At 74.3% G+C, this 15,042-nt stretch carries 13 protein-coding genes and 1 tRNA gene; 6 read left to right on the forward strand and 8 right to left on the reverse strand.

Translation table 11 applies throughout. The features are described 5' to 3' along the window. Nucleotides 1–151 precede the first annotated feature (151 nt). Nucleotides 152–544 (forward strand): dihydroxyacetone kinase phosphoryl donor subunit DhaM, encoded by a 393-nt coding sequence (gene dhaM, locus ACFWPI_RS21085; RefSeq protein ID WP_380377816.1) that lies wholly within the window; start codon nt 152–154, stop codon nt 542–544. 34 nt (nt 545–578) lie between these two features. Here the strand turns inward: dhaM and ACFWPI_RS21090 are convergent, their stop codons facing one another. After that, complete coding sequence (locus tag ACFWPI_RS21090) at nt 579–2,294, reverse strand: bifunctional 3'-5' exonuclease/DNA polymerase (protein ID WP_380377818.1); 1,716 nt, start codon at nt 2,292–2,294, stop codon at nt 579–581. Between the two features lie 155 nt (nt 2,295–2,449). Here ACFWPI_RS21090 and ACFWPI_RS21095 point away from each other — a divergent pair, with 155 nt between their 5' ends. Then, nucleotides 2,450–4,474 (forward strand): M3 family metallopeptidase, encoded by a 2,025-nt coding sequence (locus ACFWPI_RS21095; protein WP_380377820.1) that lies wholly within the window; start codon nt 2,450–2,452, stop codon nt 4,472–4,474. Between the two features lie 21 nt (nt 4,475–4,495). Here the strand turns inward: ACFWPI_RS21095 and ACFWPI_RS21100 are convergent, their stop codons facing one another. Then, nucleotides 4,496–5,956 carry a cellulase family glycosylhydrolase gene (locus ACFWPI_RS21100; protein ID WP_380377821.1) on the reverse strand — a complete coding sequence of 487 codons (1,461 nt, stop codon included), beginning with the start codon at nt 5,954–5,956 and terminating at the stop codon, nt 4,496–4,498. Between the two features lie 85 nt (nt 5,957–6,041). After that, nucleotides 6,042–6,680, reverse strand: a complete 639-nt coding sequence (locus ACFWPI_RS21105) for a TetR family transcriptional regulator (RefSeq protein WP_380377822.1) — start codon at nt 6,678–6,680, stop codon at nt 6,042–6,044. 127 nt (nt 6,681–6,807) lie between these two features. Between ACFWPI_RS21105 and ACFWPI_RS21110 the strand changes: the two genes are divergently transcribed. Next, nucleotides 6,808–8,034, forward strand: coding sequence for an acyl-CoA dehydrogenase family protein (locus ACFWPI_RS21110; RefSeq protein ID WP_063349402.1), 1,227 nt, complete (start codon nt 6,808–6,810; stop codon nt 8,032–8,034). Nucleotides 8,035–8,072: 38 nt separating this feature from the next. Here the strand turns inward: ACFWPI_RS21110 and ACFWPI_RS21115 are convergent, their stop codons facing one another. From ACFWPI_RS21115 to ACFWPI_RS21125, 3 genes are all read right to left on the reverse strand, one after another. Continuing rightward, nucleotides 8,073–8,675 (reverse strand): hypothetical protein, encoded by a 603-nt coding sequence (locus tag ACFWPI_RS21115; protein ID WP_363376314.1) that lies wholly within the window; start codon nt 8,673–8,675, stop codon nt 8,073–8,075. A gap of 168 nt (nt 8,676–8,843) precedes the next feature. Beyond that, nucleotides 8,844–9,653 carry an enoyl-CoA hydratase/isomerase family protein gene (locus ACFWPI_RS21120; protein WP_079135891.1) on the reverse strand — a complete coding sequence of 270 codons (810 nt, stop codon included), beginning with the start codon at nt 9,651–9,653 and terminating at the stop codon, nt 8,844–8,846. Between the two features lie 35 nt (nt 9,654–9,688). Then, nucleotides 9,689–10,378 carry a TetR/AcrR family transcriptional regulator gene (locus tag ACFWPI_RS21125; protein WP_380377825.1) on the reverse strand — a complete coding sequence of 230 codons (690 nt, stop codon included), beginning with the start codon at nt 10,376–10,378 and terminating at the stop codon, nt 9,689–9,691. Between the two features lie 175 nt (nt 10,379–10,553). Between ACFWPI_RS21125 and ACFWPI_RS21130 the strand changes: the two genes are divergently transcribed. Continuing rightward, a complete protein-coding gene (locus tag ACFWPI_RS21130; RefSeq protein WP_380377827.1) occupies nt 10,554–12,020 on the forward strand; it encodes an MFS transporter in 1,467 nt (488 codons plus the stop codon). Between the two features lie 84 nt (nt 12,021–12,104). Here ACFWPI_RS21130 and ACFWPI_RS21135 read toward each other — a convergent pair whose 3' ends face one another. Beyond that, a complete protein-coding gene (locus tag ACFWPI_RS21135) occupies nt 12,105–12,653 on the reverse strand; it encodes a GNAT family N-acetyltransferase (protein WP_380377829.1) in 549 nt (182 codons plus the stop codon). A 91-nt stretch (nt 12,654–12,744) separates the two neighbouring features. On the opposite strand from ACFWPI_RS21135, the gene ACFWPI_RS21140 reads away from it, so the two are divergent. Continuing rightward, nucleotides 12,745–13,362 (forward strand): TetR/AcrR family transcriptional regulator, encoded by a 618-nt coding sequence (locus ACFWPI_RS21140; RefSeq protein ID WP_380377831.1) that lies wholly within the window; start codon nt 12,745–12,747, stop codon nt 13,360–13,362. 354 nt (nt 13,363–13,716) lie between these two features. Here ACFWPI_RS21140 and ACFWPI_RS21145 read toward each other — a convergent pair. Next, a tRNA-Arg gene (locus ACFWPI_RS21145) sits at nt 13,717–13,792 on the reverse strand. A 643-nt stretch (nt 13,793–14,435) separates the two neighbouring features. Between ACFWPI_RS21145 and ACFWPI_RS21150 the strand changes: the two genes are divergently transcribed. Then, nucleotides 14,436–15,035 carry a single-stranded DNA-binding protein gene (locus tag ACFWPI_RS21150; RefSeq protein WP_380377841.1) on the forward strand — a complete coding sequence of 200 codons (600 nt, stop codon included), beginning with the start codon at nt 14,436–14,438 and terminating at the stop codon, nt 15,033–15,035. The last annotated feature ends 7 nt before the right edge of the window (nt 15,036–15,042 follow it).

Here is a 15,042-nt window from a genome sequence, read left to right on the forward strand (position 1 = left end):
TCGCTCCCTTGTGCGGGTCGTCGGCCGTGGACGCTGCTGCCCCGACGCTACGCCAGACGGGGGTGGTGGGCACGGGGTGCGACACGCGGGATTCGCGTCACTCTCCCGGAGTAGCGGCGTCGGCCACGAGGTCGGTCGTAGGGTCGGGCGCATGAGCGAACACGTGGGTATCGTCCTGGTCTCGCACAGCGCCCGACTGGCCGCCGGGCTGCGCGAGCTGCTCGCCGAACTCGCCTCGGGCGGCGTGCGGGTGGTGTGCGCGGGGGGTACGGAGGACGGCGGGCTCGGCACCAGCTACGACCTGATCGCGCGGGCCGTCGCGGAGGCGGACGGCGGGGCGGGCGTGGTCGTGCTGCCGGATCTCGGCAGCTCGGTGCTCACCGCCGTCACGGTGCTGGAGGACGAGCCGCGCCCGGGCGTGCGGCTGGTGGACGCGCCGTTCGTGGAGGGCGCGGTGGCGGCCGCCGTCACCGCCTCGACCGGGGCGGCGCTGGCGGAGGTGGTCGCGGCGGCCGAGGAGGCCCGCTCGTTCCGGAAGCTGTGAAGCCGCGGGGCCGGAGACCGGGAAGAGGGGGCGGCTACTTGGCGTCGGCGTAGCAGTCCACCACCGCCGTGGTGAGCGGGAAGCGGACCGGGGTGTCGCCGAACACCAGGCGGCGGGCCTCGTCGGCCGCCTCGGCGACCGCGGCGGCCACCTCGTCGGCGAGGTTGGCCGGGGTGTGCACGATCACCTCGTCGTGCTGGAAGAACACCAGGTGCGGGCGTTCCGCCGGGCCGGCCGCCGGCAGCTCGCCCAGCCGGCGGCGCAGGGCGGCGAGCAGGGCGAGTGCCCAGTCGGCGGCGCTGGCCTGGATGACGAAGTTGCGGGTGAAGCGGCCGCGGGCGCGGGCCTGCCGGCCGCCGGCCTCGCCGGCCGTGTCGGGGGCCTCGGTGAGGTCGAGGAACTCGGCGGAGGCGGGCGGGCAGACCCGGCCCAGCCGGGAGGCGACCACCCCGCCGTCCTCGCCGGTGCGGGCGGCGGCCTCGACGTAGCCCATCGCGGCGGGGTAGCGGTGGCGCAGGGTGTTCAGCAGCGGGCCGATGTCGCCGCTGGTCTGCCCGTACATGGCGCCGAGCAGGCCGAGCTTGGCCTTGTCGCGGTCGCCCTGGAAGGCGTTGGCGGCCAGCGCCTCGTACAGGTCGCCGCCGGCGGCGGTGCGGGCCAGCCCGGCGTCCTGGGAGAGCGCGGCGAGCACCCGGGGCTCCAGCTGGGCGGCGTCGGCGACGACCAGCAGCCAGCCCGGGTCGGCGACGACGGCGCGGCGCAGGATGCGCGGGATCTGCAGCGCGCCGCCGCCGCGGCTGGCCCAGCGTCCGGAGACCACGCCGCCGACCACGTACTCGGGCCGGAACCGGCCGCCGCGGGCCCAGGCGTCCTGCCAGGCCCAGCCGTGCGCGGCGTGGATCCGGGACAGCTCCTTGTAGCGGATCAGCAGCGCGGCGGCCGGGTGGGCGACGCCCTTGAGCTCCCAGGAGCGGGTGGAGCCGAGCTGGATGCCGTTCTCGGCGAAGGCGCGCAGCACCTGGGTGTGCGAGTCGGGGTTGAACGGGCGCCCGCCGAGGGCCTGTTGGAGTTCGACGGAGAGGTCGGCGAGCAGTCTCGGCTGGGCGCCGGGGACGGTCGGGCGGGGGCCGAGGAGTTCGGTGAGCAGTTGGTCGTGGACGTCGGCGCGCCAGGGCAGCCCGTCGTACGCGATCTCGGCGGCGACGAGTGCGCCGGCGGACTCGGCGGCGACCAGCAGCCGGAACCGGTGCCGGGCGGCCGGGTCGGCGATCGCGGCGATCCGGCGCTGCTGCTCGGCGTGGACGGCGACGACGGCGGTCAGCGGGTCGGCGCCGGGCGGCAGTTGCAGCCGGTCGGGCGCGAACAGGGTGTCCTGCCCGTCGTCGGCCTCGGCGGAGCCGGGCTCGGGCAGGTCGTCCGGGACGGGCAGGCCGCGCAGCCGGGACCAGGCGGCGCCGAGCGAGCGCGGCGCGCCGAACCGGCCCTCGTGCGCCAGCAGCAGGGCCTCGACCAGGCGCAGGTCGTGGCAGCGGGCGAGCCGGTCGGGCAGCCGGGGCAGCAGCGGCGCGTAGGCGCTGTCGGTGGCGGCCCACACCCAACGGGAGTGCTCGGCGGCCTCCCGGGCGGCGACGGCGGCGGCGAGGTCGGGGACCTTCTCGGGCGGGCCGAGCGGGGTGCCGGCGTCGTCGAGCGGCTGGAGCCGGCCGCCGGGGCCGTGCGGGTCGGGGGCGAGGGCCGTCCTGGGTGCCACGGGGGCGTCTCCTCTCCGGCGCGCTGTTCTGGCGTGCGGGTACGGGCACGGGTGTGCGGTCGTTCGGGTGTCCGGGCTCGACGTTAACGGGTGGGTACGACAACGGGGGCGGGGGCGCATAGGCAGGGTGGGTGACACGGCGTAGGGTCGGCGAAATGACCGAGAACCCGTTCTTCAAGCCCAGCCCCCTGGTCTACGAACTGCCGCCCTTCGCCGAGATCCGGCCGGAGCACTTCCTGCCCGCGTACGAGCGCGGGATGGCGGAGCAGCTGGCCGAGATCGCGGCGATCACCGCGGATCCGCGGCCGCCGACGCCGGACAACACCCTGGTCGCCCTGGAGCGTTCCGGGGAGCTGCTGCGCCGGGTGGACGCGGTGTTCCGCAACCAGTCGTCCTCGGACACCAGCGAGCCGGTCGACGAGGTGGAGACCGCGGTGAGCCCGCTGCTGGCCGCGCACCACGACGCGATCCACCTGGACCGCGCCCTGTTCGCCCGGATCGAGGAGCTGTACGGGCGCCGCGCCGAACTGGGCCTGGACCCGGAGTCGCTGCGGCTGCTGGAGACCCGGCACACCCGTTTCGTCCGCTCCGGCGCCCGGCTGGGCGAGGCCGAGCAGGCCCGGCTGCGCGAGCTGAACGCCGAACTCGCCGCGCTCGGCACGACGTTCCAGCAGAACGTGAACGCCGCCAGCAAGGCCGCCGCGCTGGTCGTGGACGCGGCCGAGGAGCTGGACGGGCTGTCCGCGGACGAGGTCGCCGCCGCTGCGGAGAACGCCCGGGTGCTCGGGCAGGAGGGCCGGTTCGTGCTGTCCCTGAAGAGCACCTCCGGCCAGCCCGAACTGGCCCGGCTGACCGACCGGTCGGTGCGCGAGCGGCTGCTGGCGGCCTCGCTCGACCGGGGCCTGGCGGTCAACGGCCCGCTGGCGATCCGGATGGCCGGGCTGCGCGCCGAGCGGGCCGCGCTGCTGGGGCACCCGAGCCACGCCGCGTACGTGGTGGAGGACGAGACCGCGGGCACGGTGGAGGCGGTGTCCGGACTGCTGGCCCGGCTGGTGGGTCCGGCGGTGGCCAACGCCGGCCGGGAGGCCGCCGAGCTGGCCAAGCTGGCGGCGGCGGACGGGATCGAGGAGATCGCCGCGCACGACTGGGCGTACTACTCGGAGAAGGTCCGGCAGAGCTCCTACCAGGTGGACGCGGCGGTGCTGCGCCCGTACTTCGAGCTGGAGCGGGTGCTCCGGGACGGCGTGTTCTTCGCCGCGGGGCTGGCGTACGGGCTGACCTTCACCGAGCGGACGGACCTGACGGCCCACCACCCGGACGCGCGGGTCTTCGAGGTGTTCGAGGAGGACGGCGGTTCGCTGGGCCTGTTCATCGGCGACTTCCACGCCCGGGCGTCCAAGCGCGGCGGTGCCTGGATGGACGAGCTGGTGAGCCAGTCGGGGCTGACCGGCCGCCGGCCGGTGGTGATCAACAACCTGAACATCGCCCGCCCGGCGCCGGGCGAGCCGGTGCTGCTGGCCTGGGACGAGGTGCGCACGCTCTTCCACGAGTTCGGGCACGCGCTGCACGGGCTGTTCTCGGACGTGCGGTACCCGCTGTTCGCGGGCACCTCGGTGCCCCGGGACTTCGTCGAGTTCCCCTCGCAGGTCAACGAGATGTGGATGGTCCGGCCGGAGGTGCTGGCCAACTACGCGCGCCACCACGTGACCGGGGAGCCGCTGCCGGCCGAGCTGGTCGAGCGGATGGTGGCGGCCGAGGGCTTCGGGGAGGGCTTCCGGACGGTGGAGTACCTCGCGGCGACGCTGCTGGACTGGGCCTGGCACACCGTGCCGCAGGGCCGGGAGATCGCGGACGCCGAGGAGTTCGAGGCACGGGCGCTGGCGGAGGCCGGGATCGCGGTGCCGGCGATCCCGCCGCGCTACCGGACGGCGTACTTCCAGCACGTCTTCGCCAGCGGCTACAGCGCCGGGTACTACGCGTACATCTGGTCGGAGGTGCTGGACGCCGACACCGTGCAGTGGTTCGAGGGCAACGGGCGCGCGGTGCGGGAGAGCGGCGAGCTGTTCCGGCGCGAGCTGCTGGCGCGCGGCTACGGCCGGGACCCGCTGGAGTCCTTCCGCGCGGTGGTCGGCCGGGCGCCGGAGACCGGGCCGCTGCTGGCGCGGCGGGGCCTGGTCTAGCCGTTTCGGCCCCGGTGGCGGTCAGCGCGGTGTGACCGTGACCGTCACCGGGGTGCCCGGGCGGGCGTGCGGGAGGCGGATCCGGACGGTTCCGGCCCGCCCGCCGGCTGGCTGTTCGACGTCGACGCGGGCGGCGGCGGGGGTGACGGTGACGTCGGCGCCGTGCGGGAACGCCGCCGGGGGCAGGACGAGTTCGCTGCCGTGCCGGGTGCCGTCGGCGCTCCAGCGGACGGTGGTGGCGCCGGTGCGCACGTCCGTCCCGGCGACGGCCGCCGGGTACGGGCCGAAGGCGGGTTCGTCGCCGGGGGCGGGGCGCCCGGCCGGGTCGAGCGCGCAGTAGCCGCCGGTGCCGCGGCACCAGTACCACATGGTCCAGCCCTCGGCGAAGCCGTCCATCGCGGCGACCTGCCGGCGGACCAGCAGGGTGTTGCCCGGCCTGCGGGAGTCGGGCGGGCCCCATTCGCCGACCAGGACGGGCAGGCGGTGGGCGGCGGGGTAGGCGGTGATCGCGGCGGTGTAGCGCTCGACGAAGCCGTCGGCCGGGTCCCAGTCGGCGCCGTTCTCGACCGCGGTGTCGTAGAAGTGCGGCGCGTAGCCGAGCCGGGGCGGGCCGGGGCGCGGGTCGTCGAAGCCGGGCAGCCGGGTGGGTACGCCCTGGCCGACCAGGACGGTGGGTTCGACGAACAGCCAGGCGCGGGAGTCGACCCGGCGCACGGCGGCGATCAGGCGGCGGTACATGTCGGCGAGCCGGCCCTGTTCGAGGGCGGCGGAGGCGGCGGCGAGGACGGCCGGGTCGGTCGGGTCGCCGTCCACCGGGCCGAACGGCTCGTTGAACAGGTCGTAGCCCAGCAGCGAGCGGTGGCCGCGCAGTTCGAGGGCGAGCCGGGTGTAGAAGTCGGCCTGCCAGGCGCGCAGGTCGGGGTCGTCGTAGAGGTGGCGGAAGGCGGCCTGGACGGCGGGCTGGAAGTAGCCGGCGAACCAGTCGTTCGGGTCGGGGGTGAACGGCAGGCCGTCGTCCCGGGTGGCCCAGGGCGGGATGCCTCGGTCGCCGCCGCCGAACGCCGGCCCGTAGACGTCCTGGTGCAGGTCGATCAGGGCGAGCAGGCCGTACCGGTCGGCCCAGCCGAGGAGTTGGCGCAGCCGGTGCAGTTCGGTCGGGTCGAGGCGGCCGCGGACGGGCTCCAGCCTGTTCCAGGAGACCGCCACCCGGATCAGGGTGAAGCCCTGCGCGGCCAGGGACTTGAGGTCGGCCTCGGTGGTCTCGGCGTACTTGTCGAGGTTGAAGCCGCGCAGGTGGAGGCGGCGGCCCTGGGCGTCGGTGAAGGCGGTGCGGCCGTCGGGGCCGGTGGCCGTCGCGGCGGGGAACCGCGCGGGCGGGCCGCCGTGGGCGCCGTCGTGCGCGGCGGCGGGGGTGGCGGGGGCCGCGGTGAGGGCCGTGGTGGCGGCGAGCAGCAGGGCGGCGGCGGTGCGGCGCAGGCGCATCGGGACCTCGTACGGCGCGGGGGTGGGGGCCCGATGATGCCTGCGGTGCCGGGTGTCGCACAAGGGCCTTGCGCGGAAGGGGAGTTCAGTCGGCGTCCGGGGCCGAGGTCGGGGCCGGGGCCGGGGCCGGGGTGGCGGGGGTGGGCAGGTCCGCGGCGGCGGCCAGGCGGCCCCAGAGCAGGTCGGCGAGCGCCTGCACCATGCGGGTGCGTGAGCAGGGTCTGGTCTCCAGCCACCAGTCGCCGGCCGCCAGCACCATGCCGGTGATGCCCCGGCCCCAGGCCTCGGCGAGCAGCTCGCGGTCGGCGCCGAGGTCGACCTGGCTCTGCACGGCCCGGGTGATCTCCGCGGCGATCTGCCGCAGTGCGGGGGCGAGTGCGGTGCCGGGGCCGCTCGGGTCGCCCGGTTCGGGGTGGGTGAGCAGTCGGTAGACCTGCGGGCGGGCCTCGATCCCGGCCAGGTAGGTGTCCAGGACGTGTTCGACCCGGTCGCGGCGCTCCAGTGGTTCGGCGAGGGCGGCCCGGACGGCGGCCAGCAGGCCGCTGGTGTGGCGCTCGGTGAGGGCTGTGATCAGGCCGTTCCGGTCGCCGAAGTGGCGGTAGAGGATCGGTTTGGTGATGCCGGCCTCGGCGGCGATGGCGTTCATGCTGGCGGTCGGGCCGTTCCGCTGGATGACCCGGTCGGCGGCGTTGAGCAGCTGCTCGCGGCGGGGCTCTCGGGACATGTGCTGCTCCTTGGATTCGGGGTCTGACTGGGCGTTGACACCGGTTACCAATCAGTAGCAGACTCCGACGATGTTACCCGAGGTAACCCCCCTGGTCGGCCGTACCCCTTCTTCGGAGGCAAGCACCATGAGCAGCACGTTCTCGCTGGACCCGGGTGCGGACCAGCTCGCCGTACGCGACTGGCTGCACGGCTTCGCCGCCGACGTCGTCCGCCCCGCCGCGGCCGAGTGGGACGAGCGCGAGGAGACCCCCTGGCCGATCATCCAGGAGGCCGCCAAGCTGGGCATCTACTCGCTGGACTTCTACGCCCAGCAGTACTTCGACCCCTCCGGCGTCGGCATCCCGATCGCCATGGAGGAGCTGTTCTGGGGCGACGCGGGCATCGGGCTGTCCATCGTCGGCACCACGCTGGCCGCCGTCGCGGTGCTCGCCAACGGCACCGACGAGCAGATCGGCACCTGGACCCCGCAGATGTTCGGCACCCCGGACGACCTCAAGGTGGCCGCGTTCTGCTCCTCCGAGCCCGACGCCGGCTCCGACGTCTCCGCGCTGCGCACCCGAGCGGTGTACGACGGGGCCAAGGACGAGTGGGTGCTCAACGGCACCAAGACCTGGGCCACCAACGGCGGGATCGCCGCCGTCCACGTCGTCGTCGCCACCGTCGACCCGGAGCTCGGGGCGAAAGGCCAGGCCTCCTTCGTCGTCCCGCCGGGCACCCCCGGGCTGAGCCAGGGCCAGAAGTTCAAGAAGCACGGCATCCGCGCCTCGCACACCGCCGAGGTGGTGCTGGACGGCGTCCGGGTGCCCGGCAGCTGCCTGCTCGGCGGCAAGGAGAAGCTGGACGAGCGGCTGGCCCGGGCCCGCGAGGGGGTCAAGCGCCCGGGGGGCAGGGGCAACGCGGCGATGGCCACCTTCGAGGCCTCCCGGCCGGCCGTCGGCGCGCAGGCGATCGGCATCGCCCGGGCCGCGTACGAGGTGGCGCTGGACTACGCGAGGACCCGCGAGCAGTTCGGCCGCCCGATCATCGACAACCAGGGCGTGGCCTTCCAGCTCGCCGACATGAAGACCCGGATCGACGCCTCCCGCCTGTTGGTGTGGCGGGCCTCCTGGATGGCGGCCAACAACCAGCCGTTCACCGCGGCCGAGGGCTCGATGTCCAAGCTGTACGCGGGCGAGACGGCCAAGTGGGTCACCGCGCAGGCGATGCAGATCCTCGGCGGCAACGGCTTCACCCGGGAGTACCCGGTGGAGCGGATGCACCGGGACAGCGCGATCTACTCGATCTTCGAGGGGACCAGCGAGATCCAGCGGCTGGTGATCGCGCGGGCGATCTCGGGGATGCCGATCCGCTGAGCCCGGCTACCGGGCTGTTGGGTCGTCGGCCCGCCGGGCTACCGGGCCGCCCAGAAGGCGAGTCCGGCGGTGAGCGCGCCCACCGCCGCGCCGACGACGGTCTGCGCGGTGGTGTGGTCCCGCAGCACCACCCGGGACCAGCCGATCGCCGCGACCAGCGGGGCGAGCAGCAGCCACAGCGGGCCGAGCGCGATCCCGAGGCAGACCACCGCGCCGGCGGCCACGGCGGTGTGCACGGAGACCTTCCACCAGACGGTGATCACCAGGATCGGGACCAGCGAGGCGAACATCGCCAGCACCATCGCGGTCAGGTCGGCCGGGGCGTCGAGCCAGAGCATCACGGCGAAGCTGGTCGCGACCGAGCCCATGATGAACGGGATGACGGTCAGCCGGCGCTGCCGGTGGCCGACGTGGCGGTCCTCCAGGGTGCCCTTGCGGATGCCGCGCTGGATGAACATGGTCGGGATGACGGCCGCGAACAGGGCCGCGAAGGCCGCCCAGCCGAGGCCCGTCCAGCCGTAGCGGATGACGCCCATCAGCGGGAGCATCGCGATGATGACGTTCTTCGGCTCGACGCCGTCGGTGACCCGGCGGGCCCAGATCGTCCGGCTGGTGGGGGCGGTCGTGGCCTCGGTCGTCATCGGGGTGTGTGCTCCGGGTGCGCAAAAGGGGTCGGCGTGAAGGGTCGGCGTGAGGGGTCGGCGTGAAAGGTCGGCAGACGGGGGCGTCGGGACGGCCCGGCGCCGATCGGATGATCGTACGCGAGCCCGTCCGTGCGGCCGGTGCCCGGACCTGAGGCCCGGCCCCGGTCAGAACCGCGCCGGGCGGCCCTCCAGGAACGCGGCCAGCCCCTCGGGCACGTCCGAGGTCTCCCGGGAGCGGCGCTCCCAGGGCGCCAGCGCCTGCGCCGCCCGCTCCGCCGGGACGGCCAGCGCGGCCTTCACCGCACCGATGGTCTGGGCCGAGCGCCGGGTCAGCAGTCGGGCGAACTCCAGCGCGGCGGCGTCCAGTTCGGCGCCCGGCAGGACGCGCTCCGCCAGGCCCAGCGGCAGCGCGTCGCGGCCCGTCACCAACTCGCCGGAGAACAGCAGGTACTTGGCGCGGGCCGGGCCGACCAGCCGGGCCAGTCGTACGGTCGGCACCGCCGGGTAGACCACGCCGAGCTTGGCCGGGGTGATCCCCAGCCGGGCGTCCTCGGCGACGAACCGCAGGTCGCACGCGACGGCCAGCTGGCAGCCGCCGCCCACGCAGGCGCCCTGCACCACGGCGACGGTCGGGTGCGGGAAGGCCGCCAGTGCCTCCTCGGCGGCGACGTTGACCGCGTGGTAGGCGTCCGCGCGCTCCGGATCGCCGTACACCTCGGCGAGTTCGGCGATGTCCGCGCCCGCGCTGAAGGTGCCGCCGGCGCCGGTGACCAGCAGGGCGCGCACCCCCGGCTGCTCGGCGAGGCGCAGCAGCACCTTCGGCAGCGCCTGCCAGATCTCCAGGGTCACCGCGTTGCGCCGGTGCGGTCGGGCGAACTCCAGGACGGCGACGCCGTCCTCGCCGACGTACGCGTGCAGGCCCTCGGCGTGGGCGGGCAGGGCGGAGCGGTCCCGCGTGAGCAGCGGCTGGTCCATGCGCACCTCCGGGCGGTCGTGGTGCGCCCACTCTCTCAGGAGGTGACGGCGCAGTAGTCACCGAGGCCGCCCTCGACCAGGGCGAAGGCGCGCGCGGCCCGGTCGAGGGCGGCGGGCAGGGCGGCCGCGGCGCGTTCGCCGGTCAGTATCCTGCGCTGGTTCTCGGTGGTCAGGGCCAGTCGGGCGGCCAGCAGTTGGGCGGCGGCGATCTGTGCGGTGAGCTCGTCGTGGGCCGGGTCCTGGGCGAGGAGTTCGGTGGTCAGCAGGCCCTGCGCGTGCCGGCCGAAGCCGGCGGTGGCGCGCATCGCCAGGGCCGGGGTGCGGTGGATCAGTCGGACCACGTCGAGCACGAGCGGTTCGTCGCTCAGCCCGGTGGCCGGGTCGTGCTGCTCCAGCGCGGCGAGGTACTGCTCGCGCAGCGCCGCCACCGCCGAGGTGCCGGGGGCGCGTTCGCGGACCACCCGGGCCGGCTCGTCGAGGTGCTGCTCCATGGGGGCCATGACCAGGTCTTCCTTGGTGGGGAAGTAGTTGAAGACGGTCATCTTGGACACCTCGGCGGCGGCCGCGATCTCGGCCACCGAGACCTGGTCGAAGTCCCGCTCGGCGAACAGCCCGATGGCGGTGCGCCAGATCCGGATGCCGGTCTGGATCTTCTTGCGCTCGCGCAGCGGGAGGGCGTCGAGGTCGCGGTCGTCGTCGGGGCTGAAGCCGGTGTGCGTCGCCATGGCTCGACTGTACCAGGATCAAAGATCGACCAGGATGAAGATTGAGCTGAGCTTAAGAATTGACCAGGTATAAAAAAACTGCCATGGTGAGGACGTGCCGCCGGCCGCACCGGCCCGGCCCGAACTCCACCGACCCTGGGGGGACTTACCGATGGCGCCCGCTGCCCCTGCCTTGATGACACCGGCCCAGCGCAACCTGGGCATGCTGCTCTGCCTGGTCACGATCGTGCTGGCCGTGCTCGACATGAACATCGTGTCCGCGGCCACCGTGCCGATCGTCCGGGAGCTCGACCCCGTCCACGGCGTCGACCGGCTGCCCTGGCTGATCAGCTCGTTCGCCCTCGCCGCGACCGCGCTGCTGCCGCTCTACGGCAAGCTCTGCGACCTGTACGGCGCCAAGCGCGTGCTGCTCGGCGCGGTCGGCACCTTCCTGGTCGGCTCGGCGCTCTGCGGGTTCGCGCAGTCGATGGGCCAGCTGATCGCCTTCCGGGCCCTCCAGGGCATCGGCGGCGGCGGGCTGATGAGCGTCACCATGGTGGTCGTCGCCCACCTCAAGGACCCGGCCGAGCGCGGCAGCGGCAAGGGCGGTGCGATGGGCGGGATCGTCGCGGGCATCGGCATGGCGGTCGGCCCGCTGATCGGGGCGCTGTTCACCGACCACCTCGGCTGGCGCTGGATCTTCTACATCAACCTGCCGCTCGGCCTGCTCGTCCTGGTCGGCACCGCCCTGGTGATCAAGCTGCCGCCGGCGGCAGGCCGCCGCAGCCTGGACTTCCTCGGCGCGGCCCTCGCCGCCGCCTTCGCGACCGGGCTGCTGCTGGTCACCGAGTGGGGCGGCAAGGACTACGCCTGGACCTCCCCGGTGATCCTCGGGCTCGTCGCCGCCACCCTGGCCGCGTTCGGCCTCTTCGTGTGGCGCCAGGCCACCGCCGCCGAGCCGGTGCTGCCGCTGTCGCTGTTCCGGATCGGCGTGGTGCGCCTCGGCTTCGCGATCCAGGGCCTGGTCGGGATGGGCATGACCGGCTCGATCGTCTACGTGATGCTCTACCTGCAGATCGCCCGCGGCGTCGACCCCACCTCGGCCAGTCTCTACCTGATCCCGATGGCGGGCGGGATGACGGCGGTCGGCCTGCTGGCCGGCCGGCTCACCGCCCGCGGCCATGCGGAGCGCACCTTCCTGGTGGCCGGCGCGGGCTGCGCGGCGATCGCCCTGCTCCTGCTCGGCCTCAGCGGCCCGACCACCGGGCTGTGGGCGGTCTGCGGCGAACTCGTCCTGCTGGGCGTCGGGATGGGCCAGCTGATCGGCCAGCTGGTCACGGTGGTGCAGGAGTCCGTCCCCCGGCACCAGCTCGGCGTCGCGACCACCGGGATCCGCTTCTTCCAGACCCTCGGCAGCGCGCTCGGCGCGGCGCTCTTCGGCACCGTGCTGGCCCGGGAGTTCGCGGACGGCGCGCCCGGCCTGCCGCTCGGCGCCGTCCGGACGCTCGGCGGCGCGGCCCGCGAGCACGCGCTGCGCAGCTTCACGGACGCCGTCGACGTGGTGTTCCTGTCGGCCGGCGGTCTGCTGGTGCTGGTCCTGCTGCTCGCGCTGCGGGTGCCCAGGGCGGTGGTGGCGGCGGAGCCGCCGGTGCTGGCGGCCTGAGGGGCCTGAGGGGTCTGGGGCGACGGTCCGGGGTGCGGGGTCCGGTGGGACACGGGGGTGTCCACCGGGCCCCGCCGCGTCCGGTCAGGCCCCGGGCGTCCACTCCGGAGCCAGGATCGACCAGATCTGCTTGTCGTGGCGGACCCCGTTGTGCGGGTACCACTCGCGCAGGGTGCCGTCCAGGCTCATGCCGATCCGCTCGGCGACGGCCCGGCTGCGGGCGTTGCCGGCGGAGCACCACCACTCGGCGCGGTGCAGGCCGCGGGTGGTGAAGGCGTAGTCGATCAGCACCCGGACGGCGGCGGTGATCAGCCCGCCGCCCTCGCCGGCCGGCTCGGTCCAGGCGCCGATCTCGCAGACGCCGCTCTGGGCGTTGAAGCTCACGAACATCACGCCGCCGACCAGCGTGCCGTCCCGCCAGATGCCGTAGATCCGGCCGCTGTCGGCGGCCTGCTGGTCGGCGTAGCGCTGGAGGGTGGCGCGGGCGGAGCCGAGGTCGGTGGAGCGGGTGGCCCAGGGGATCCACGGGTCGGTGTGGGCGCGGGCGCGGTCGATGTGGGCCAGGAACTCGGCCGCCTGCCACGGCTCCAGCGGGCGCAGTTCGGCGTTCTCGGCGAGCGGTACGGCAAACATGGGCTGGCCTTTCACGGGATGCACGGTCCACGGGATGCGCGGTGTGCTGGGAACCATACATAACAAACGTTTGGTATGTACGATGACCCCCATGACACCGGCCCGTGGAGACCATGACGCCCGCCGCCTGGAAGTGTCCGAGGGCGTGTGGCGGGTGCTCTCCAGCCGTGGCTTCGAAGGGCTGACCCTGCGTGCCGTGGCCACCGAACTGAGCGCCTCCACCGGCCTGTTGACGCACTACTTCCCCAACAAGCGGGCCCTGCTGAGCCACGCCCTGGACGAACTCGACCGGCGCTCCGGCTCCCGGCCCCGGCGCACCGCCCCCGCCGACGGCACCCCGCCGCCACCCCCCGGGCTGGCCCGGCTGCGGGCCGCGCTGCTCGACGTCCTGCCGCTGGACGGGGCGGCGGTGGCCGGCAACCGGATCTGGGTCGGCTCCTGGGACGTCGCCCTGTCGGACCCCGCGCTCGCGGCCGCGCACGCGGGTCGCTACGCCCGCTCGCGTGAGGCCCTCGCGGTGCACGTCGCGGACGCCCAGCGGCTCGGGGAGCTCCCGGCCGGGGCTGACGCCGCCGCGCTCGCGACCGGCGCGCAGGCCTTCGCGCTCGGCCTGGTGGTGCAGGTGCTGTTCGCCCCGGCGGAGTTCCCGCCCGAGCGGCAGACCGCTCTGCTGGACGCCTACCTGGCCGGGCTCGCCACCGCCGACTGACGCGCCACCGGCGGCAGACTCGCCGCCATCGGCTGAGCGGCCGGCCGGGCTCGCGATCACGGGCCGAGCGGCCGGTCGGGAACCCGACCGAGCGGCTCCCGGCCGGGTCGGTGGGGCGGATTGTCCCCGGAGCGTGATTCGCCCGGGATTTCGGTTGTTCGGGTCTTCTCCCGCATCCGATCCGCAGTGGCGGTCATCCGGAGCAGCCTGTTATCGCGGTGGCCATGACACGCATCGTCACGGGTTAGGTGCGGTGGGTGTACGCAATCAGGCGGTGTGCGGAGGGGATTTCCGGGAGCCCGCGACGGCCGGGCAATGCGGCCGCCGGCCTGGCGGCCTGCGGGAATGCCGAGGTGGTGCCCCCAGCAGGATTCGAACCTGCGACCTACCGCTTAGAAGGCGGGTGCTCTATCCGCTGAGCTATGGGGGCGGGACGGGCTGCGCCCGGGCGGGCGTGACCGTGGCCGGGTCGGGCGACGAGCGCCGGGGGCGCGCGTGTCCGGCCCCGTACCGTGAGGGTGGGGGTGGGGGTCGGTGGGCCCTCGACCTGTCGGGGACAGGATAAGGGTGCCCAGTTCCTCGGCCGAGTGTGACGACACCGCCGTTGGTGTGTCGGTTCGGTGGAGCGGTCCGATAATCGCAGGTGAACGCCGTGAGTGCAGCGGTCTGGGAGTGTTCCGAGCCGGACGTTGTGCAGTCGTTACGGGGCTGCCGCCCCACCCGTTATGGATTCGGCACGGAGAATGTGTCGCCACCGGTGCGGGTGGGGGGCCGTATTCGGCTTCCTCCGGTCGGATGACGTGCGCGGACGGTCGGTCGGCGCTGTTCCGGGGCGTGTCGGTTGGGGGCGGCGAGCAGCCGGTTTGTTGTCATGGCCGCGATGAGATGGGCTCGAAGGGGTGCCGAAAGGCCGAAATTCACCCCTGCGAGTGACGTCGGTTTTCCGAGGCATCGAGTTGTCCACAGGATTTCAGAACTCTCTGGCGGGGATTTCCCGCGAAGCGCACTCTCGACGCGCACCGGTCGATTCCGTACGGTGCATCGGCGAGAACGGAGAGTGCACTGTGAACGAGATGCAGGTGACGATCGTCGGCATTGTCGCGACGGAGGTGAGCTACGGCGAAACGGGCAGCGGGGTGCCGATGGCCAAGTTCCGGCTCGGCTGCACCGAGCGCCGGTACGACCGGCAGCGCGAGTGCTGGGCGGACGGCGAGACGCAGTGGCTGACGGTGACGGCCTGGCGGGGGCTCGCGGTCAATCTGATCGGTTCGCTCGCCAAGGGGGATCCGGTGTTGGTGAGTGGTCGGCTGCGGCTGCGGGAGTGGGCCGACGGCGAGGTGAAGCGCACCGGGGCCGAGATCGACGCCCGATCGGTCGGACACGACCTCACCCGTGGTACCTCGGCGTTCCGTTGGGCGGCGGGGGTGCGCGGGCAGCCGTCGGGCGCCACCGGGCCGAGCGGGGCGCAGGCCGGGGCAGGGGTGGTGCCGGGGTGGATCGCCGACGCGCTGGAGGCGCGGAAGGCCTTGGCGGTGGCCTCGGCGCCGCGCCCGCCGGAGCCCCCGCCGCCGGCGCGGCCGGTGTCGGACGGGGCGTCGGAGGCGGAGGCGGGGGAGCGGGGCAGGGTGGCCGAGGGGGAGCGGGGAGGTGACGAGCAGGCTGCGCTGATCTGACGGGTCG

This window comes from Kitasatospora sp. NPDC058492, assembly GCF_042720685.1.
Classification (GTDB): Bacteria; Actinomycetota; Actinomycetes; order Streptomycetales; family Streptomycetaceae; genus Kitasatospora.